15 protein-coding genes and 1 pseudogene are annotated in these 20383 nt (G+C 69.9%); 3 read left to right on the forward strand and 13 right to left on the reverse strand.

All coding sequences use genetic code 11. The features are described from left to right. Positions 1-747 (reverse strand): annotated as a pseudogene (locus tag E2651_RS20180) (hypothetical protein); the annotation flags it as partial. A gap of 15 nt (positions 748-762) precedes the next feature. Further along, positions 763-1266 (reverse strand): GNAT family N-acetyltransferase, encoded by a 504-nt coding sequence (locus tag E2651_RS20185; protein ID WP_135332588.1) that lies wholly within the window; start codon positions 1264-1266, stop codon positions 763-765. An 895-nt stretch (positions 1267-2161) separates the two neighbouring features. On the opposite strand from E2651_RS20185, the gene E2651_RS20190 reads away from it, so the two are divergent. After that, entirely contained in the window at positions 2162-4114 is a 1953-nt protein-coding gene (locus E2651_RS20190) for a hypothetical protein (RefSeq protein WP_135332571.1), read from the forward strand. Between the two features lie 259 nt (positions 4115-4373). On the opposite strand, the gene E2651_RS20195 is transcribed toward E2651_RS20190, so the two are convergent. The 10 genes from E2651_RS20195 to E2651_RS20240 all read right to left on the reverse strand — a co-directional run bounded on the left by E2651_RS20195 (position 4374) and on the right by E2651_RS20240 (position 17219). After that, the gene (locus E2651_RS20195) at positions 4374-6323 is read right to left on the reverse strand and encodes a TIGR03960 family B12-binding radical SAM protein (protein WP_135332572.1); all 1950 of its coding nucleotides are present in this window, start codon (positions 6321-6323) and stop codon (positions 4374-4376) included. A gap of 219 nt (positions 6324-6542) precedes the next feature. Further along, positions 6543-8090, reverse strand: a complete 1548-nt coding sequence (locus E2651_RS20200; RefSeq protein WP_135332573.1) for a CYTH and CHAD domain-containing protein — start codon at positions 8088-8090, stop codon at positions 6543-6545. Positions 8091-8139: 49 nt separating this feature from the next. Continuing rightward, on the reverse strand, positions 8140-9345 hold the full coding sequence (rodA, locus tag E2651_RS20205; protein WP_135332574.1) for a rod shape-determining protein RodA: 1206 nt from the start codon (positions 9343-9345) through the stop codon (positions 8140-8142). Beyond that, positions 9345-11519 carry a penicillin-binding protein 2 gene (gene mrdA, locus E2651_RS20210; RefSeq protein WP_135332575.1) on the reverse strand — a complete coding sequence of 725 codons (2175 nt, stop codon included), beginning with the start codon at positions 11517-11519 and terminating at the stop codon, positions 9345-9347. The genes rodA and mrdA overlap by 1 nt, the downstream gene beginning before the upstream one ends. A 102-nt stretch (positions 11520-11621) precedes the next feature. After that, a complete protein-coding gene (gene mreD, locus E2651_RS20215; RefSeq protein ID WP_135332576.1) occupies positions 11622-12296 on the reverse strand; it encodes a rod shape-determining protein MreD in 675 nt (224 codons plus the stop codon). Between the two features lie 13 nt (positions 12297-12309). After that, complete coding sequence (mreC, locus tag E2651_RS20220; RefSeq protein ID WP_135332577.1) at positions 12310-13263, reverse strand: rod shape-determining protein MreC; 954 nt, start codon at positions 13261-13263, stop codon at positions 12310-12312. 205 nt (positions 13264-13468) lie between these two features. Continuing rightward, complete coding sequence (locus tag E2651_RS20225) at positions 13469-14488, reverse strand: rod shape-determining protein (RefSeq protein WP_030362602.1); 1020 nt, start codon at positions 14486-14488, stop codon at positions 13469-13471. 344 nt (positions 14489-14832) lie between these two features. Beyond that, positions 14833-15246 carry a nucleoside-diphosphate kinase gene (gene ndk, locus E2651_RS20230; RefSeq protein ID WP_135332578.1) on the reverse strand — a complete coding sequence of 138 codons (414 nt, stop codon included), beginning with the start codon at positions 15244-15246 and terminating at the stop codon, positions 14833-14835. Positions 15247-15330: 84 nt separating this feature from the next. Continuing rightward, positions 15331-15693 carry a DUF4233 domain-containing protein gene (locus E2651_RS20235; protein ID WP_135332579.1) on the reverse strand — a complete coding sequence of 121 codons (363 nt, stop codon included), beginning with the start codon at positions 15691-15693 and terminating at the stop codon, positions 15331-15333. 5 nt (positions 15694-15698) lie between these two features. Next, positions 15699-17219, reverse strand: coding sequence for a folylpolyglutamate synthase/dihydrofolate synthase family protein (locus tag E2651_RS20240; protein ID WP_135332580.1), 1521 nt, complete (start codon positions 17217-17219; stop codon positions 15699-15701). Positions 17220-17362: 143 nt separating this feature from the next. Between E2651_RS20240 and E2651_RS20245 the strand changes: the two genes are divergently transcribed. Continuing rightward, the gene (locus tag E2651_RS20245) at positions 17363-18376 is read left to right on the forward strand and encodes a rod shape-determining protein (protein WP_167828842.1); all 1014 of its coding nucleotides are present in this window, start codon (positions 17363-17365) and stop codon (positions 18374-18376) included. Positions 18377-18391: 15 nt separating this feature from the next. Here the strand turns inward: E2651_RS20245 and E2651_RS20250 are convergent, their stop codons facing one another. After that, positions 18392-19546, reverse strand: a complete 1155-nt coding sequence (locus E2651_RS20250) for a histidine kinase (protein ID WP_135332582.1) — start codon at positions 19544-19546, stop codon at positions 18392-18394. A gap of 212 nt (positions 19547-19758) precedes the next feature. Here E2651_RS20250 and E2651_RS20255 point away from each other — a divergent pair, with 212 nt between their 5' ends. Beyond that, a complete protein-coding gene (locus E2651_RS20255; RefSeq protein WP_135332583.1) occupies positions 19759-20364 on the forward strand; it encodes a hypothetical protein in 606 nt (201 codons plus the stop codon). Positions 20365-20383 lie beyond the last annotated feature (19 nt).

A 20383-nucleotide genomic window follows, 5' to 3' on the forward strand; every position in this document is an offset into this window, starting at 1 on the left:
GGCAAGACCCCGCCCCACCGGCACCACCACATACCGCCAAAGACCCACCCACGGCCACACGAACAGCGCCTTGAACAGCCACACCGCGCCGACGCCGATGCCGCGCCCCGTCGCCGCGAGCCCGGCACCGATCGCCCGTGCGAGCCAGGCGATGGCGTGCCCGATCGGGGTGAGGACGGACGCGTACAACCACATGGCGGGTACGACGACGAGCATCCGCCCCAGCCACACGAGCGCGGCTCCGATGCCCCGCACACACCAGGCGATGGCGTGCCCGAGCGGGGTGAGGACGGACGCGTACAACCACACGGCGGGTACGACGACGAGCATCCGCCCCAGCCAGGCAAGACCCCGCCCCACCGGCACCACCACATACCGCCAGAGACCCACCCACGGCCACACGAACAGCGCCTTGAACAGCCACACCGTGGCGATGCCGATGCCGCGCGCGACCGGCGTGAAGACGTACTCGTTCAGCCAGTCGAGCGGCGTCACGATCAGTGTCCGCCCCAGCCAGGCGAAGGCGCGCCCCACGGGCCGCAGCCCTCTGAGGTACACGAAGCGTCCGCAGGCGGCGAGCGCGTCCCACAGGAGGCGCACCGGGACGACGAGCACCAGGACGACGATCCGCACGGGAACGCGGATCGCGACCGCGAGGCAGCCCTCGGCCTGCCTCGAGTCCGGCGCGGGCGCCGTCGGCAGTTCCGGCTCACGCTCTGGCGGCGGAGTCCGCTTTTCCAGGTCCATGCCGTCCTAGACGCGTCAGTTCGGATGCTGGTTCGACTCGCGGCCGGTCCGGATCCAGTAGCGGAGCTTGCCGCCCCGCTGGTCCTCGAAGACGCCGCCCGCGGCCTCGATCACCTTGCGCGAACCGGTGTTGTCGGTGTCGCAGGTCACCAGGACTGATTCCAGGCCCAGTTCACGGGCGTACGGCAGGCAGTCGATCAGCATCGCCGTGGCGTGGCCGCGGCGACGGGCGGTGGGGCGTACGTCGTAGCCGATGTGGCCGCCGTACTCGCGCAGGAAGCGCGTGCCGACGTTGTGCCGGATGGTGAGGCGGCCGAAGTAGTCGGCACCGTCCGCGTACCAGAGGGTCGTCACGGGGACGGAGAGCGGCTCGACTGGGCGGGCGGCGGCGTGGACTTCGCTGACGTAGCGCTCGAAGACCACCGGGTCGTGCCACTTGTCGCCGTAGTCGCGCAGGGTCCGGCCGAGCGTCGTGTCGTCGTCCGGGCCGCCGCGCCCCTCGGCGCGGAACTCCTCCATCGCGGCGACGAAGGAGAGACGCACGAGGCCGGTGGGCGGGACGAGTCGAGGCCCCGCTCCGGCCACCGGCCCCGGCTGCCTCATCTACTTCACGACCGTCAGCGGAAGCGGCTTCTTGCCGGTCGGGCCGATCTGGATCTCGGTCTGCATCTCGATCTGCATCTCGATCTGCATCTCGGTCTGCATCTGCGGGCACATGGAAGAACAGCCCAATCCGAACGCTACGTTCTCTGACACGGGCAAATGTACTGGAACGCGGACGACGACCGCCCAGAAGGCCTACGCAGTCGAGGCTGAGCAGGCAGAAGCAGACCTGGCGCTTCCATCCGACGGAGACACGGTCACCGGGCCTGTGCAGATATCCGTCGCGAACGCAGCCACTGCCGCTCTGAGGCTCATCAGCCCGAGCGTGATCTCGCACCAGCGCAGAAGCGAGCACGCGGTGCGGCCGCGTACTGGACCGGGTCTTCAGACGAACGATGGTCCCTGGCGTCGTCTTGAGGAATGACCTCCGTTGAGCCCGACAGCACGGAGACAGCACCTCATGCGGGCGGCGTCGGCCGGGTCAGGGGATCTTGCGATGCCTTGAAGGGCAAGCTCGCAGGTCGTGTTCGCGGCGCCTCCGACGCCATGCGCGGTCGCGGCATCAGCGGTTGGCGATTCCAGAAACGGCCACGCGCGGCGGGACAAAAGACCGCGCGTGATCCTCCGGCGGGTGGAGGACGGGCCCCGATCGACCGGGCAAGGATCGCTCACGCAATTCGGCAAGCGAGAAGCCGCTTTGCCGCGCGACAAATGGGGTTTACGCAGCGGCCCTGCATGCGCAGGGCTTTCCGGCTGCCCATTTCGGCTGGACTCGAAATGAGCGTTGAGCCCCTTCACCACACGAAAGTGCATGGGAGACACCGTCATGGGCAAGCATCGCAAGAAGTCGTCCGGACTGCCAAGACCGGTCGCCAAGGGGCTCACAACCGCGGGGCTCAGCATCGCGGCCATGGGCGTCGCCGTCGGCGCGGCCAGTGCCGACGAGATGGACATGTCCGGCGCCGAGGAGCCGCAGGTCAGCATGCCTGACCAGGCTCCGGAGATGGAGCAGCAAGCTCCGGAGATGGCGCAGCAGGCACCGGAGATGGCGCAGCAGGCACCGGAGACAGAGCAGCAAGCTCCGGAGACGCAGCAGCAGGCACCGGAGACAGAGCAGCAAGCTCCGGAAACGCAGCAGCAGGCACCGGCCGCGCCGGACGCCGAGAAGCAGACACCGGCCGCACCCGACGCCGAAAAGCCCACACCAGCCACACCGGAGGCCGAGAAGTCCACAGCCACACCGGAGGCCGAGAAGCAGACACCGTCCACACCCCGTGGCGGAACCCCACGATTCCTCGACCTGAACGACCTGCCCCAGCGGAACCAGCAGACCGCACCCGACACCGAAAAGCCCACACCAGCCACACCCGACGCCGAAAAGCCCACAGCCACACCGGAGGCCGAGAAGCAGACACCGCAGACCACGCCGGGCGAGTCGGCGGACACGCCGGGCGGGCCGGGCCAATCGGCGGGCATCCCGGGCGGACCGGGCCAGTCGGCAGGCACCCCGGGTCAGCCCACAGGCACGCCGCGCACCCCGGGAATGCCAGGTGGACCGGGCGGACCAGGCCAGTCGGCACGCATGCCAGGCGGACCGGGGCAGTCCGCGGGCATACCGGGGATGCCGGCAGGCACACCGGGGCCCGCGGGCACACCGAGCACGCCGGGCGAACCGACCACCATGCCAGGCGGACCGAGCCAATCAGCACGCATCCCGGGCATGCCGACAGGCATGCCGGGCGGGCAGGGCCAATCGGCAGGCATGCCGGGGCAGTCCTCGGGCACACCGGGCACGCCGGGGCAGTCCGCAGGCACACCGGGCACACCGGGGCAGTCCGCAGGCACACCGGGCACGCCGGGGCAGTCCGCGGGCACACCGGGCACGCCGGGGCAGTCCGCGGGCACACCGAGCACGCCGGGGCAGTCCGCGGGCACACCGAGCACGCCGGGCGAACCGACCACCATGCCAGGCGGACCGAGCCAATCAGCACGCATCCCGGGCATGCCGACAGGCATACCGGGCGGGCAGGGCCAATCGGCGCGCATGCCGGGCATCGCCGCGCCGGGCGCGGGACAGCGGAACCAGACGCTGCCCGCAGGCGCACGCCCCCTCCAGCCCACAGTCCCGCCGGGGGCTGGACAGCAGACCTCAGCCCCATCCAGCGGAGCCACCGACGGAAGGCGAGAGGGGCGCAACCTCGATTGGTTCCGGGACAGCAAGGTGTGGGATACGGCCAGTTCCTTGTGGAACAAGGCGGGGAACTGGGCCGATGAGGGCGCCTACACACCCGGGCCCGGCGTCCCGACCCAGGAGAACCCTGGCGCGAAGATTTCACACGGGTTGTACGACCATATCCAGTCGCTGCCCAATGATCAGTTCATGCAGCTGCGGAATCATGTCCTCAGCCAGAAGGGGAACGAGTGGCTTCCCCTGCAGAGGACGTTCTCCAGCGAGAACGGCACGACCATGTATCCCGACAGGTTTGGCCCGCAGCGGCTGACCAGCGCGGCTCTCCAGCATGACTTCGGCTACACCGAGGGACCGAACCATCCCAATTCCCAGTGGAACAAGGAAGCTATCGACGGGCAGCTGGGCAGCAACACCGGCGGGTTTCTGGGGAAGGGGGTCAAGTTCGCCGTCGAGCAGTTCGGCGGGAACAATTGGGGAAAGCCGACGGCGACCACCGGCACGGAGCACGGGCTGTACCGTGATGACGAAGGCTGGGCGATACAGCGTCAGCGAGTAGCAAATCCCGGGCAGTAGGTCCCCAAGACCGCCACGGTGAGATCCCCCGCCCTTGCCGTGAGGGCAATGCCGGTGCGGTCGCCCCTTCTGCGCATCACCCGGGCCTACCCACCTACCCGGGTGCGACCCCCGTACGGCGGCCGTCTGACGACCAGTCACGCCACCGTATGGGGGCACACCAAGCCCAGCGATCCCAAAGGCCGAAGCCGCCCGCCGGGCTCCCGCGCGTCGGTGCGGCCCCTCAGCCTCAGCGAGCCGCCCCGACGCGTCGCTCTCGTCAGCCGATGTTTTCGCTGGTCTTGGGCGTGGCCACCGTCAGCGGCAGCAGCTTCTTGCCGGTCGGGCCGATCTGGATCTCGGTCTGCATCTGCGGGCATACGCCGCAGTCGAAGCACGGGGTCCAGCGGCAGTCCTCGACCTCGGTCTCGTCGAGCGAGTCCTGCCAGTCGTCCCAGAGCCAGTCCTTGTCGAGACCGGAGTCCAGGTGGTCCCAGGGCAGGACTTCCTCGTACGTGCGCTCACGCGTCGTGTACCAGTCGACGTCCACGCCGAAGTCGGGCAGCGTCTTCTCGGCGCAGGCCATCCAGCGGTCGTAGCTGAAGTGCTCGCGCCAGCCGTCGAAGCGGCCGCCGTCCTCGTACACGGCGCGGATGACGGAGCCGATGCGGCGGTCACCGCGCGAGAGCAGGCCCTCGACGATGCCGGGCTTGCCGTCGTGGTAGCGGAAGCCGATCGAGCGGCCGTACTTCTTGTCGCCGCGGATCTTGTCGCGCAGCTTGGTGAGCCGGGCGTCCGTCTCCTCGGCCGACAGCTGCGGGGCCCACTGGAAGGGCGTGTGCGGCTTGGGCACGAAACCGCCGATGGAGACCGTGCAGCGGATGTCGTTCTGGCCGGAGACCTTGCGGCCCTCGGCGATGACGCGGGTCGCCATGTCGGCGATCTGCAGCACGTCGTCGTCGGTCTCGGTGGGCAGGCCGCACATGAAGTACAGCTTCACCTGACGCCAGCCGTTGCCGTACGCCGTGGAGACGGTCCGGATGAGGTCGTCCTCGGAGACCATCTTGTTGATGACCTTGCGGATGCGCTCGGAGCCGCCCTCGGGGGCGAACGTCAGGCCGGAGCGGCGGCCGTTCCTCGTCAGCTCGTTCGCCAGGTCGATGTTGAACGCGTCGACGCGGGTCGAGGGGAGGGACAGGCCGATCTTGTCCTCCTCGTACCGGTCCGCGAGGCCCTTGGCGACGTCGGCGATCTCGGTGTGATCCGCGGAGGAGAGGGAGAGCAGCCCGACCTCTTCGAAGCCGGTCGCCTTCAGGCCCTTCTCCACCATGTCGCCGATGCCGGTGATGCTTCGCTCCCGCACGGGGCGCGTGATCATGCCGGCCTGGCAGAAGCGGCAGCCGCGGGTGCAGCCGCGGAAGATCTCGACGGACATGCGCTCGTGGACGGTCTCCGCGAGCGGCACGAGAGGCTGCTTGGGGTAGGGCCACTCGTCCAGGTCCATGACCGTGTGCTTGGACACGCGCCACGGGACGCCCGACTTGTTCGGTACGACGCGGCCGATCCGCCCGTCCGGGAGGTACTCGACGTCGTAGAACCCGGGGACGTACACCGAACCGGTGCGCGCAAGGCGGAAGAGGACTTCCTCGCGGCCGCCGGGGCGGCCCTCGGCCTTCCACTCGCGGATGATCGCCGTCATGTCGAGCACGGCCTGCTCGCCGTCGCCGATGACCGCGCAGTCGATGAACTGGGCGATCGGCTCGGGGTTGAAGGCCGCGTGGCCGCCGGCCAGGACGATCGGGTCGTCGATGGTGCGGTCCTTGGCCTCCAGCGGGATGCCCGCCAGGTCCAGGGCCGTGAGCATGTTCGTGTAACCGAGCTCGGTGGAGAAGCTGAGCCCGAAGACGTCGAAGGCGCCGACGGGACGGTGGCTGTCCACGGTGAACTGCGGGACCTTGTGCTCCCGCATCAGCTCCTCGAGGTCCGGCCACACGCTGTACGTGCGCTCGGCGAGGACACCCTCGCGCTCGTTCAGTACCTCGTAGAGGATCATGACGCCCTGATTGGGCAGCCCGACCTCGTACGCGTCGGGGTACATGAGCGCCCAGCGGACGTCGCAGCTGTCCCACGGCTTGACAGTGGAGTTGAGCTCACCGCCGACGTACTGGATGGGCTTCTGCACATGCGGGAGCAGAGCTTCGAGCTGTGGGAAGACCGACTCGACAGGCATCTCGCGACTTTCGTGAGCTGGCAGGGGGGCGACTCACAAGCGTAACCCGGTTGAGAGCCGCCCCTCGCACGGCGGGAAAACCCCCCGCAGCGGCGGGGAACACAGGGCCCAGCGCACATCGCACGCGTCCCGGTCCGGAACACCTCCGCGTCGGCGGAGCAGCCGTACGCCGATAAAACGATCAGCCTCCCATGCGGTCACCCCGCGGCGCTCAGCCGCTCAGCGCCGCCCAAGTTTCGGCCGCGAGGCCCGGGCCCACACCTCCGGCAGCTCCCGCTCGCGTTCGGCGGCGGTGGCCTCCTCCTGGCCGTACAGGAGCCCCCACGTGAACGCGGTCTCGCCCGCCGCGTGGGCCTGGATCGCCAGGTTCCGCAGCGCCTCGCGGGCCACCACGCTGTCCTGGTGGTCGCCGAGCACGCTCTGTACGTCCTTCGCGCGCCGGGCGAACCGCTTGGCGGGCCTGCCGAGCGCGGGCGTCGCCGCCTCGCCCGCGTACCGGGCGCGCTTGGCGGCCTTGCGGGCCTCGTGCATCGCCAGGTCGCGCTCCCCGCCGGGCGGCAGCGCGAGGGCGTGCTCGATGCGGGCCGCGAGACGGTCGTAGTCCTTCAGGACCGCCTTGGGGAGGGCGTCGGCCGGGGGTGCGGCGGCGGCCTTGCGCAGCGGGGGGTCGGCGAGCAGCGCGTCGACGGACTCCAGGAGCGCCAGGTACCGCTTCCCGTCGAGCACGGCGACGGTCCTGCGCCGCGAGCCGCTGCGGCGGGCGGCGGTCCAGATGCGCAGGCGGCCGCGTACCGGGCCCAGGAGGAGCGTCCTGGGCAGCGCGGAGATGCGGGCCGTGAGCCGCTCGGTCAGGACCTCCTGGTCGCGGTCGACGCCGAGCTCGCCCGCGAGCCACTTCAGCTCGTCGCCGATCGGGTCGGTGACGGTGCGTTCGACGATCTTTCCGTACGTGCGGAAGGCGCTGCGCATGCGGCGCGTGGCGACCCGCATCTGGTGCACGGAGTCCGGCAGGTCGCGGCGCACGGCGGGGTCGAGGGAGATGAGGGCGTCGCGCTGGGCGCGGAGGTAGGCGAGGACGTGGTCGCCGGCGGTTTCGGGGACGTCGACGCCCGCGAAGGCCTCGCCCTTCTTCCCGGACTTCTTGGCCTTACGTCCCTTCGGCGCCGTCGCCGCGACCGCCTTGCCCAGCTTCGACGTCGACGTCGACCGCTCCACCCCTGCCTTGCGCAGCTTCTTCTCGACCTTGTCGAGCAGCGTGGGGTCCGCGTCGTCCGCCAGCTCGACCTCGATCTCGGCCCACTCGGCGGTGCCGCCGCCCTCGGTGAGCCGCTCGGCCCGTACGCGGTCGATGCTGAGCTCGGCGAGCAGTGCGCCCTTGTCGTCGACGAGATGGCGCAGGTCCCGCGCTGACAACAGGCGTACTACGGGGACGAGTTCGGCCTCGCGGACCCGGGAGCGTACAAGACCGGACAGCGCGCGCGGAACGGAGTCGGACAGGGGTGCACGGACCTCGTCCCGTACGCCCTCCGCGAGCGACACCGGCAGTTTCAGGTGCCAGCCCGCGTCGTCGCCGCCCGTCCGGCGGCGCAGCGTGATCGAGTCGGCGAGCAGGAGCTGATCCGCCGTGTCCCAGTAGACGGCGTCCAGGTCGACGACCCCCTTGTCGACGACGTTCGCGATCCCGGCGACGCCGGTCAGGTCGGGCAGCGCCGGGTGCGGCGCCGCGACGTCGTACTTCCGCTCGATCTCCCGCTTCGTCTGCCCCATGAACCGAATCTAGACGGGATCCCGGGCGCTGGGCAGCCCCACGGCAGCGCTACGCCGACAAGGGCCGCTGCACCTTGATCGACTGCAGCAGCCCGACGGCCACCCAGACCGCGAACATCGATGACCCTCCGTACGAGACAAAGGGCAGGGGCAGACCCGCCACCGGCATGATGCCGAGCGTCATCCCGATGTTCTCGAAGGCCTGGAAGGCGAACCAGGCGATGATCCCGGCCGCGACGATCGTGCCGTACAGCTCGGTCGTCTCGCGGGCGATGCGGCAGGCACGCCAGAGCAGCACGCCGAGCAGGACCAGGATGAGGCCCGCGCCCGCGAAGCCGAGCTCCTCGCCCGCGACGGTGAAGACGAAGTCCGTCTGCTGCTCGGGCACGAACTGGCCGGTCGTCTGCGAGCCCTTGAAGAGGCCGGTGCCGGTCAGGCCGCCGGAGCCGATCGCGATGCGCGCCTGGTTGGTGTTGTAGCCGACGCCCGCCGGGTCGAGCGCGGGGTTGGCGAAGGCCGCGAAGCGGGCGATCTGGTAGTCGTCCAGGACGCCGAGCTGCCAGACGGCGACCGCGCCCGCCGCGCCCGTGCCGAGGAGGCCGAAGACCCAGCGGTTGGAGGCGCCGGAGGCGAGCAGCACGCCGAGCACGATCATCGCCATCACCATGACCGACCCGAGGTCGGGCATGAGGAGCACGATCATTATCGGTACGGCGGCCAGGCCGAGGGCCTGGACGACCGTGCGGTGGTCGGGGTGGACCCGGTCACCCGCGTCGACGCGCGCCGCGAGCAGCATCGCCATGCCCAGGATGATCGTGATCTTCACGAACTCGGAGGGCTGCAGCGAGAAGCCGCCGCCGACCACGATCCACGCGTGCGCGCCGTTGATGGTCGCGCCGAGCGGGGTCAGGACGAGCAGGACGAGGAAGACGGAGATGCCGTAGAGGATCGGCACGGCCGTGCGCAGGGTGCGGTGGCCGAGCCAGATCGTGCCCGCCATCAAGGTGAGGCCGATGCCGATGTTCAGGAGGTGCTTGAGCAGGAAGGCGTAGGGGTCGTCGCCGACCAGCTCCGTGCGGTTGCGGGTCGCCGAGTAGACGAGCGCGGCGCCGATGACGGAGAGCGCGAGTGCCGAGAGCAGTATCGGCCAGTCGAGCCTGCGCACCAGCGAGTCGCGGGCGAGCAGGCGTGCCATCGACGTCCTGGAGCGCTCGGGCCCGTAGCCGGAGACGGAGAAGCCATTGTTGCCGGCCACTAGTCACGCCTCCCGGTCGCGGGCGGGCCCGCCAGTTCCTCTGTTTCCTTCGGCGGCTTGGGGGCCTCCGGCTTGTACGGCTTGATCTTCGGGGGGTCGATCGAGCCGTCCTTCTCGATCTTCGGCAGGCTCTTCTGCGGCTGCGGCAGCAGGGCCTTCTTGAGGTCCTGGTTGCCGCTGTCGTCCAGGCCGTAGATGCCGTCGTAGATCTTGCGGACGGCGGGTCCCGACGCACCGGAACCCGTACCACCCTGGGAGATCGTCATCACGATCGAGTAGTCCTTGGTGTACGTCGCGAACCACGAGGTGGTCTGCTTGCCGTAGACCTCCGCCGTACCCGTCTTGGCGTGCATCGGGATCTTGTCCTGCGGCCAGCCGCCGAACCGCCAGGCGGCCGTTCCCTTGGTCGCCACGTCGGCGAGGGCACCGTCTATGTCGGTGCGCGTCTTCTCGTTCATGGGCAGCTTGCCGTGCGACTTCGGCGCGATCTCCTCGACCCGCTTGCCGTCGGCGCTGACGATCGCCTTGCCGACGGTGGGGTCGTAGAGGGTGCCGCCGTTGGCGATCGCGGAGTAGATGGTCGCCATCTGGATCGGGGTGACGAGGGTGTCGCCCTGGCCGATCGAGTAGTTGACGGAGTCACCGGCGCGCATCTTCATGCCTTCGAGGCAGTTCTCGTACGCGATCTTCTGGACGTAGTCGCCGTCCTTCTTGCCCTGCTTGCACCAGCCGTCCTTGTTGGCCTTCCAGTAGTCCTTCTTCCACTGGCGGTCCGGGACGCGGCCGCTGACCTCGTTGGGCAGGTCGACGCCGGTCTCCTCCCCGAGGCCGAACTGGTGGGCCGTCTTGTAGAACCAGTCCTTGGCGTCCTTCTTCGGCTTGTTGCCGCCGTCCTTGGACCACTGGTCGTGCGAGAGCTTGTAGAAGACGGTGTCGCAGGAGACCTCGAGGGCCTGGCCGAGGGTGATGGAGCCATGGCCCTGGGACTCGAAGTTCTTGAAGGTCTGGCCGCCGATGGAGTACGAACTGGGGCAGGGGTAGCGCCCGTTGAAGTCGTAGCCCGCGTTGACCGCGGCGGTCGTCGGGATGACCTTGAAGATCGAGCCGGGGGCCGCCTGGCCCTGGATGGCGCGGTTCAGGAGCGGGTAGTTGGACTTCTTGCCGGTGAGCTGCGTGTAGTCCTTGCCGGAGATGCCGCCGACCCAGGCGTTCGGGTCGTAGTCCGGGTTGGAGGCCATGGAGACGATGCGTCCTGTCTTGTTCTCCATGACGACGACGGCGCCCGCGTCGGCCTTGTAGTTCTCGCTGGTGTTCTTGTCGAACTCCTGGCGGGCCTTCTTCATCGCGTCGTTGAGCCAGTACTCGGACAGGGCCTGCACGCGCGCGTCGATGCTGGTGACGACGTTCGAGCCGGGCTCGGCCGGGTCCGCCTTGGCCTTGCCGATGACGCGGCCGAGGTTGTCGACCTCGTAGCGGGTGACGCCCGCCTTGCCGCGCAGCTGCGCGTCGTAGGTCCGCTCCAGGCCGGAGCGGCCGACCTGGTCGGAGCGGAGGAAGGGCGAGTCGGTGTCCTTGGCCTTGGTGATCTCGTCGTCGGTGACGGGCGAGAGGTAGCCGAGCACCTGCGCGGTGTTGGACTTGCCGGGCCCGGAGTAGCGGCGTACGGCGGTGGGCTCGGCGGTGATGCCGGGGAAGTCCTCGGCGCGCTCGCGGATCTGGAGGGCCTGCTTGGGCGAGGCCTCGTCCGTGATCGGGATCGGCTGGTAGGGCGAGCCGTTCCAGCAGGGCTGCGGCGTCTTGGAGTCGCAGAGGCGGACCTTGTCGAAGACGTCCTTGGGGCTCATGCCGAGAACGCCGGCGAGCTTGGTGAGGGCCGACTTGCCGTCGTCCTCCATCTTCATCAGGTCCGTGCGGGACGCGGAGACGACCAGACGGGTCTGGTTGTCGGCGATCGGGACGCCCCGGGCGTCGAGGATCGAGCCGCGTACGGCGGGATCGACGACCTGCTGGACGTGGTTGCCGGAGGCTTCCTCCGCGTACTCCTCGCCGTTGCGGATCTGGAGATACCAGAGGCGGCCGCCGAGGGTGAGGAGGAGGGAGAGTACGAGGATCTGGATGACGATGAGGCGGATCTGGACCCGTGGGGTCCGTCCGGTCTCAGGAATGTTTGTCATGGGCGCAGCCCATTCGTTGAAAGGGTGGTGGTGGGCGACGGGTGGGCGTTGGTCACTTCTCCCCTCCCCTGAGGCTGAAGCCGGGCCTGACGTTCCGTGCCCTCACAGGCGCTTGACCCCCTTGATCCGTCCGGCGCGCGCGACACGGGCCTTGGCCGCCTTCATCCGCAGGCCGCCGCCGCGCTGGTTGCCGATGCGCAGGCCCGTCCCGGAGGAGAGCCAGCCGGCCGAGACGTCGGTGGCCTTGGTGCCGGAGGAGCTCTCCCCCAGCGGATCGTTCTCGGCACGCCGGGCGAGCGCGATGATCAGCGGCACCGTGAACGGCGCGAGCAGCAGGTCGTACAGGGCGGCCGTGAACAGCAGCCCGCCCAGGCCCACATGGCGGGCGGCGGTGTCCCCGACGAGGGCGCCCACGCCCGCGTAGAGCAGCGTCGATCCGATGGCGGCGCCGACGACCACGACGAGCGGGCCGCTGGCGGACCGGAGCCGTCCGGTCTCCGGCTTGGCCAGGCCCGCGAGATAGCCGACGACGCAGAGCACCAGGGCGTACCGTCCGGCGGCGTGGTCGGCGGGCGGCGCGAGATCGGAGAGCAGCCCGGCGCCGAAGCCGATGAGGGCGCCGCCCACATGGCCGTAGACCAGGGCGAGGCCGAGCACGGTGAGCAGCACCAAGTCCGGGACGGCGCCCGGCAGTTGCAGTCGGGCCAGGACGCTGACCTGGATGACCAGGGCCACGACGACCAGGGTGGTGGAGAGCAGGATTCGGTTGAAGCGCATGGGTCCGGATCTCCTACTGCTCGTTGCCGTCGTCGACGCCGTCGGCCGGGGGTTGCCCCGACGGGGTGGCCGTGACGGTCACCGTGGGCGTCGGCTTGGGCTTGGCGGGCTTCGACGGCAGGACCGTGTCGCGCGGGTCCTCGCGGGGCGCTTCGACGACGACGCCGACGATGTCCAGCTTGGTGAAGCCGACGTACGGCTTGATGTAGATGTTGCGCGTCAGGTCGCCGCCCGACGGGTCGACGCGGACCACCTCGCCGACCGGGACGCCCGGCACGAACGGCTTGTCGGCCTGCGAGCCGAAGGTGACGAGCCGGTCCCCCTTCTTGACCTTCGCCTTGCCGTTGAGCATCTGCACCGAGAGCGGGCGGTCGCCCTGTCCGGTGGCGAAGCCGAGCTCGTCGGTCTTCTCCATGCGGGTGCCGACGGTGAAGTCGGGGTCGTTGGCGAGCAGGACGGTCGCGGTGCCGGGGCCGACCGTGGTGACGCGGCCGACCAGGCCGTCGCCGTTCAGGACGGTCATGTCGCGCTTGATTCCGTCGTTGGCGCCCGCGTCGATCGTCACGGTCCAGGAGAATCCCTGGGCCGCTCCTATGCCGATGACCTCGGCGCCCTTGATGCCGTACTGGCCTGCGCCGGCCTTCTTCAGCATGCTGTCCAGCTGTCTGACCCGGCTGCGGTTGCGGTCGTCGCTGCCGAGCTTCGCCTTCAACGCGGCGTTCTGACGCTCGAGTTCGGCGATCCGGTCATGCCGGTCGCCGGAGTCCCGGACCGCGCCGATGGCGTTGCCGATCGGGTCGACGGCGGAGGACACCCCGTCCTCGACCGGGCCGAAGACCGTGGCGGCGGCCTGGCGGGCACCGTCGACCGGCGAGTCCTCGCCACCGCGGATGTCCACCGTGATCAAAGCGAACGCGATGGCGATCAGCAGCACCAGGAGCAGCCGGCTCTCTCGTGTGTCCCTCACGTGCGGCGGCCGTGCCTTCCTCAGTTGGAAATCCTTGGCATTCTGAGCAACTGTGCGGAGCACGTGTGCGTAACTCTGCACAAATCTAAGCAATCGGAATCCGCGGCGTCTGCGGGCGCCGCGGAATTGTTATGTCTTGCCTCTATATCAACGATCCGCCGCACGAGATGGCAGGCACTCGTACGGCGGACCTCTGCGCGTCAGATCATCTGCGCGGCTGGGCGTCAAGCACCTGCTGCAACGCCTCGAACTCCTCGACGCACTTGCCTGAGCCGAGCGCCACGCTGTCCAGCGGGTCCTCGGCGATGTGGATCGGCATGCCCGTCTCGCGACGGAGGCGCTCGTCCAGGCCGCGCAGCAGGGCGCCGCCACCCGTGAGAACGATGCCGCGGTCCATGACGTCGCCGGACAGCTCCGGCGGGCACTTGTCGAGGGTCGTCTTGACCGCGTCGACGATCGCGTTGACCGGCTCCTCGATGGCCTTGCGGACCTCGGCGGCGGAGATGACAACGGTCTTGGGCAGCCCGGAGACCAGGTCCCGGCCGCGGATCTCGGTGTGCTCGTCGGCGTCCATGTCGTACGCCGAACCGATGGTGATCTTGATCTGCTCGGCCGTGCGCTCGCCGAGGAGGAGGGAGTACTCCTTCTTGATGTGCTGGATGATCGCGTTGTCCAGCTCGTCGCCCGCGACGCGGATCGACTGCGCCGTGACGATTCCGCCGAGCGAGATGACGGCGACCTCGGTGGTGCCGCCGCCGATGTCGACCACCATGTTGCCGGTGGCCTCGTGGACCGGCAGGCCGGAGCCGATGGCCGCGGCCATGGGCTCCTCGATGATGTGCACCTGGCGCGCACCGGCCTGCGAGGAGGCCTCGATGACGGCGCGGCGCTCGACTCCGGTGATGCCGGATGGCACACAGACGACGACCCGCGGGCGGGCGAGATAGCGCCGCTTGTGGATCTTCAGGATGAAGTAGCGGAGCATCCGCTCGGTGATCTCGAAGTCGGCGATGACGCCGTCCTTCAGCGGACGCACGGCGACGATGTTGCCCGGCGTGCGGCCGATCATCTTCTTGGCTTCGGCGCCGACAGCGAGGATGCCACCGGTGTTGGTGTTGATCGCGACGACGGACGGTTCGTTGAGAACGATCCCCCGACCCCTGACGTACACCAGCGTGTTGGCGGTCCCGAGGTCGACAGCCATGTCACGGCCGATGAACGACATGTTGTTCCCCATGAGGATGCGTCTGGCCTTCCCTGGAGCGTCTGATGGCTTTTTAGGTAGGCGAGGTGGGTGCTGTGTGGCGTGGAGTCTTCCATCGTAGTCTCGCCTGCACGAACACAGCGCTAGGGTCTTCGCCATTGTCAGCAGATGATGAGCCGTCCCGCTTCTGGAGACGTGCCATCGGAGGCACGGGTTCCCCCAATGGGGGTGCATATGCCAAGGGGCGGCCGATTTTTCCTCGGCCACCCCTGGTCAGGGCGAGCACCCTGCTGACTCAGCGTCAGAAGTATTTACGAGATTCTTTACGCTCCGGGACGCTCCGGGACGCTCCGGGACGCTCCGGGCTACGCGACACCCGGGAAGAAGAGCTTCAGCTCACGCTCGGCGGAGTCCTCGGAGTCCGATGCGTGGATCAGGTTCTCCCGGACGATGGTGCCGAAGTCGCCGCGGATGGAGCCGGGGGCGGCGGCGATCGGGTCGGTCGGACCCGCCAGGGCACGCACGCCCTCGATGACACGCTCGCCCTCGACTACGAGCACGACGACCGGCCCTGAGGACATGAAGTCGACCAGCGGCTCGTAGAACGGCTTGCCCTTGTGCTCGCCGTAGTGCTGCTCCAGCGTCTCCTGGTCGAGCGAGCGCAGCTCGAGCGCGGAGATCGTCCAGCCCGCCTTGCGCTCGATACGGCCGATGATCTCGCCGACCAGTCCGCGCCGGACGGCGTCGGGCTTGAGCAGGACGAGAGTGCGCTGGGTCATGTGCGGCTCCAAGCAGTTATCTACGCATGTGTCTATGACGTGGGATGCCCGGCACGATACCGGGGCCCACTACGCCGCGTTACCTCAGGCCCCGGCCTCGGCCCCGGCTTCCGCCTCGGCCGCTGCGGCGAACCTGGCCTTCGCCTCGTCGATCTTCCTGCCGAAGTGGATCGACGCCCACCACAGCACGGCGAACGATCCGCCCAGGAAGAACATCAGCGGCACGACGAACCCGCTCGCGATCAGCCCGATCTGCAGGGCCCAGCCGAGCTGCAGTCCGCCGGGCCGGGTGATCATTCCGCACAGCAGCACACACAGCAGCATCGCGATGCCGCTGACCGTCCAGACCATGCCCATGGACAGGTCCGGCTCCTTCATGGCGACCAGACCGGCGAAGCCGATGATGAAGAACTCGCCGATCAGCGTCGAAGCACAGAGCGTACGCACAGGATTCAGCCCCTCCCCAGGAGCAGTCGGGCCTCGCCGACCGTGATGACGGAGCCGGTGACCAGGATGCCACCGCCCGCATACTCCCCCTCTTCCTCGGCGAGGGTGATCGCGGCTTCCAGCGCGTCCGGCAGGCGCGGCTCGACCTGGACGCGGTCGTCGCCGAAGACCTCGACGGCGATCCCGGCCAGTTCGTCCGCGTCCATCGCGCGATGGCTGGAGTTCTGCGTGATGACGACCTCGGCGAAGATCGGCTCGAAGGCTTCGAGCAGCCCCTTCATGTCCTTGCCGTCGCTCGCGGCGACCACGCCGATGAGCCGGCTGAAGTCGAAGACCTCGCTGATCGCCTCGGCGGTGGCGCGGGCGCCCGCCGGATTGTGCGCGGCGTCCAGGACGACCGTCGGCGAGGTGCGCACGACCTCCAGGCGGCCCGGCGATGAGACCGAGGCGAAGGCCTTGCGGATGGTGTCGATGTCGAGCGGGCGCGCGTGCTGCGAGCCGATGCCGAAGAACGCCTCCACGGCGGCGAGCGCGACGGCGGCGTTGTGTGCTTGGTACGCACCGTGGAGCGGCAGAAAGACTTCCTCGTACTCCCCGCCGAGCCCACGCAGCGTCAGGAGCTGGCCGCCGACCGCCACCTGACGGGAGACCACACCGAACTCCAGGCCCTCGCGGGCGACCGTCGCGTCGACCTCGACGGCCTTCTTCAGGAGCACCTGCGCCGCGTCCACCGGCTGCTGGGCCAGGATCACCGTCGCGTCCGGCTTGATGATGCCGGCCTTCTCCTTGGCGATCTCGCCGGGCGTGGAGCCCAGGCGGTCCGTGTGGTCCAGGTCGATGGGCGTGACGACGGCGACCGAGCCGTCGATCACGTTCGTCGCGTCCCAGCTGCCGCCCATGCCGACCTCGACGACGGCCACGTCCACGGGGGCGTCCGCGAAGGCCGCGTACGCCATGCCGGTGAGGACCTCGAAGAAGGAGAGCCTGTACTCCTGCTGGGAGTCGACCATCTCCACGTACGGCTTGATGTCGTTGTACGTCTCCACGAAGCGCTCGGCCTCGATGGGGGCGCCGTCCAGGCTGATCCGCTCGGTGATCGACTGGACGTGGGGCGAGGTGTAACGCCCGGTGCGCAGCTCGAAGGCGGAGAACAGGGCCTCGATCATGCGGGCCGTGGACGTCTTGCCGTTCGTGCCGGTGATGTGGATCGACGGGTACGCGCGCTGGGGCTCGCCCAAGACGTCCATCAGCGCCGAGATACGGCTGACGGAGGGCTCCAGCTTCGTCTCTCCCCAGCGGCTCGCCAGCTCCGTCTCGACCTCGCGCAGCGCCTTGTCCACCTCCGGGTCGGTGGGCCTGGCGGGGATGTCGCCCTGCGGCGGACCCGCCTGGGTGCGCAGGGTGCGGCTGCCGGCCTCGATCACCGCGAGGTCGGGGTCGCGGTCGGTCTCGGCGGCGACGATCTCGTCGAAACCGTCGTTGTCGTCGTTGTCTTGCGGGCCGTCGTGCTGGGGGAGGTCACTCACACACCCCAGTCTACGGAGCGCCGCTGACAGCCGCCGTAGGGACCTGCCCGGGAGCCGCTCGGGACCTGTCAGGACTTTGGTCCCCACCGATTCAGGACCAAGGTCCCGCCCATCTCCTCGATCGCCGGGCAAACTTGGCGATCATGGACATAGGCATCGACCTCGGCACAGCGAACACCCTTCTCTACGTCCGCGGTCAGGGCATCGTGCTCAACGAACCGTCCGTGGTGGCCGTCAAGGAGGGGGCGCGTACGGCCCTCGCGGTCGGCACGGAGGCCAAGGAGACGATCGGGCGTACGCCGGGGTCCATCACCGCGATCCGGCCCCTTCGGGACGGCGTGATCAGCGACTACGAAGCCGCCGAGGAGATGATCAGGCACTTCGTGCGCAAGGCGGTGCCGGGGCGCCGTCCCCGTACGCGGATGGTCGTGTGCGTGCCGAGCGGGGTCACGCCCGTCGAGCGGCGGGCGATCGTGCACGCCTCGCAGCGGGCGGGGGCGCGGGCCGTGCATCTGGTGGAGGAGCCGATGGCCGCGGCGATCGGGGCGGGGCTGCCGGTCGGGGAGCCGCGGGGCTCGATGGTGGTCGACATCGGGGGCGGGACGACGGAGGTGGCCGTCATCTCCCTGGGCGGGGTCGTCACGGCGCGGTCGCTGCGGGTCGGGGGCGACCGGCTCGACGCCGCGATCACGGACTTCGTCCGCAAGGAGCACACGCTGCTCATCGGTGAGCGGACCGCGGAGGACATCAAGGTCGCGATCGGCTCGGCGTGGCCGGTACCCGGCGAGGACTCGGCCGCCTTCGCATCGCGGACCTTCACGGTGCGGGGGCGCGAGAAGGTGGGCGGCCTGCCGAAGACGGTGGAGCTGACGGTGCGGGAGGTGCGGGCGGCTCTGGACGAGCCGGTGGAGGCGATCATCTCCGCGGTTCGGGCGACCCTGGAGGAGTGCCCGCCGGAGCTGTCCGGCGACGTCATGGAACACGGCATAGTCCTGACCGGCGGCGGCGCCCTCCTCCCCGGCCTCGACCTCCGCATGGCCTCGGCCACGGGAATCCCGGTGTTCACGGCGGACGACCCCCTGGACAGCGTGGCGCTGGGCTGCGGAAAGTGCGTGGAGGACTTCGACGGGCTCGAGCGGGTGATGACGGCGGCGTAGCCGCCCTTGAAAGGGCTAAGCGCCCGCCGGCAGTGTCGCCACGGCCTCGTACGTCGCTTCGCTCGGGCCCGCCGAGAAGGTGCCGCCCACCGTGTGGACCCGCTCCGCCATCCCCGCCGTCCCCGTCCCGGAGGACACCGGCGGCGCCACCGGCACGGTGCCGGGCAGCGCGTTGCGCACGCGGACCCGCAGCTCCCCATCGGCGAGGCGCACACGGACGTCCACCCGCTCCCCCGGCGCGTGCTTGGCGGCGTTGGTCAGGCACTCCTGCACCACCCGATGCACCGCCGCCTGCCGGATCGGCGAAAGCCGGTACGCCGCCGGGTCCACGAGGAGATCGACCGGGCTCCCGGCCCGCTCGCTCGCCGCGACCAGCGCGGGCAGCGCGTCGAGTCCGGGCGTGGGCGCACCGTCCACACCCCGCTGGACGATGATCTCGTTCAGCATCCGATGCGCCGACCGGGCCGTGTCGGAGAGCTCCTCGAAGCCGTCCTCGAAGTCCCCGCCCGCGGCCCGCCGCGCGAGCACCTGCGAGCGCACGCTCAGCAGCGTCAGCTCACGGCCCACGAAGTCGTGCACGTCCCGCGCGATACGGGACCGCTCCCGCTGCACCGCCTGCAGCGCCTCCGTCTCGGCACGCTGCGCCTGCAGCGCCCTGACGAGGTCCTGCCGGTTGGCCGCGACCCCCACACCCGCCGCGAGGACGCCGATCGGGACGACCAGGCTGAGGAACGAGCTCAGGCTGTCGCCCCGGTGCACCGGCCAGCCGGGGAGGTTGAACATGACGTACGCGAACACCACATAGCCGAGCACCCCGACCGCACCGGCGAGCCGCCCCCGGTACCTGCCCAGGGAGTACAGCGCGAACTGCGCCAGCGTCAGCTCGTGCAGCCAGGAGAGCAGGACGAGCGCGACCGCGTACGTCACCCACGGCGCCGAGCGGCGCACCATCAGGGAGGCCGCGCCGAGCGCGAGGACCAGCGCGGCGAGCGGGCCGTTGAGCGAGTTGTCCGCCTCGGCAAGGCCGGGGATGTCCAGGCTCATCAGGGCCACGCAGCTCAGGGCCGTCAGGGCGTCCTGGGCCCGCGGCGCCCGCGCCCAGCGCGCCGTGAGGCGGCGGCCCGTGGCCGTCGCCTGGCGCATCGCCTGGGCGGCGGGCAGGTCGTGCATGCTCTCCATCATCCAAGGTCTTCCAGCCCGATCCATCGGGCGTATGTCATGAATTCAGTGATTTCACGCACGTTGCGGCGGTATTTGGTCTATCGCGCAAAGGGCGGACCGAGACGGTCGAGGGGGTCCGCACTCGACCGTCTCGGCGACGCCGACCCCCCAACCCGGCGCGGCTGCCCGCGTGTTCCGCGTACCAAGGGTCAAATCGGACCATGTGGTATGCCCAGAATTACGGCCTCCGGGCCCGCCAGATCGCCGGCGACGGCGCGATCCTGCTCTGGATCGCGTTCTGGTCCACCGCCGCCGTCGTCGCGTACCGGCTGGCCTGCAAGATCGCCTTCCCTGCTGCCGCGGCCAGATCCGCCGCCTCCGCACCCGCCCCCGGCTCTCCCGGCTCTCCCGGCTCCCCTGCCGCCCGTCTTCCCCTGGTCGGCCACCGCGTCGACACCGCGCTGCGGGGCGTCGCGGACGCCGCCGACACCGGGGACCCGGTGATCGTCCGCGCCGCGGTGACCGCGGGCGCCGTCGCCGTCTTCCTCGTACCCGTCGGCCTGCTCCTGGGCAGCTGGCTCCCCCGCCGGCTGCGCTGGACCCGGCAGGCGGCCGCCGCGCACGAGCTGGCCGTGAGCGACGACGGCCGCGAACTGCTCGCCCTGCGCTCGCTGCTCCGCCCCCTGGACGAGGTGGCCGCCACCGCCGACTCCATCCCCGACGCGACTCCGGGCAGCCTCGCCGAGGGCTGGCGCAACGCCGACCCGGCGACCCTGGACGCGCTCGCGGAGGCGGAGCTCGAGCGGCTCGGGCTGCGTACGGCGTGACGGGAGCTGACGGGAAGCT

Origin of the sequence: Streptomyces sp. MZ04 (assembly GCF_004684775.1) — a bacterium.
Classification (GTDB): Bacteria; Actinomycetota; Actinomycetes; order Streptomycetales; family Streptomycetaceae; genus Streptomyces.

Excerpts from the sequence above, each read along its gene's own strand:
- E2651_RS20245 (WP_167828842.1), top strand. The coding sequence starts at position 17,363 with ATGGACATAGGCATCGACCTCGGCACAGCGAACACCCTTCTCTACGTC.
- E2651_RS20225 (WP_030362602.1), bottom strand. The coding sequence starts at position 14,488 with ATGTCGTTCATCGGCCGTGACATGGCTGTCGACCTCGGGACCGCCAAC.
- E2651_RS20250 (WP_135332582.1), bottom strand. The coding sequence starts at position 19,546 with ATGCACGACCTGCCCGCCGCCCAGGCGATGCGCCAGGCGACGGCCACG.
- E2651_RS20200 (WP_135332573.1), bottom strand. The coding sequence starts at position 8,090 with ATGGGGCAGACGAAGCGGGAGATCGAGCGGAAGTACGACGTCGCGGCG.
- mreD (WP_135332576.1), bottom strand. The coding sequence starts at position 12,296 with ATGCGCTTCAACCGAATCCTGCTCTCCACCACCCTGGTCGTCGTGGCC.
- E2651_RS20195 (WP_135332572.1), bottom strand. The coding sequence starts at position 6,323 with ATGCCTGTCGAGTCGGTCTTCCCACAGCTCGAAGCTCTGCTCCCGCAT.
- E2651_RS20190 (WP_135332571.1), top strand. The coding sequence starts at position 2,162 with ATGGGAGACACCGTCATGGGCAAGCATCGCAAGAAGTCGTCCGGACTG.
- E2651_RS20185 (WP_135332588.1), bottom strand. The coding sequence starts at position 1,266 with ATGGAGGAGTTCCGCGCCGAGGGGCGCGGCGGCCCGGACGACGACACG.
- E2651_RS20255 (WP_135332583.1), top strand. The coding sequence starts at position 19,759 with ATGTGGTATGCCCAGAATTACGGCCTCCGGGCCCGCCAGATCGCCGGC.
- mrdA (WP_135332575.1), bottom strand. The coding sequence starts at position 11,519 with ATGACAAACATTCCTGAGACCGGACGGACCCCACGGGTCCAGATCCGC.
- ndk (WP_135332578.1), bottom strand. The coding sequence starts at position 15,246 with ATGACCCAGCGCACTCTCGTCCTGCTCAAGCCCGACGCCGTCCGGCGC.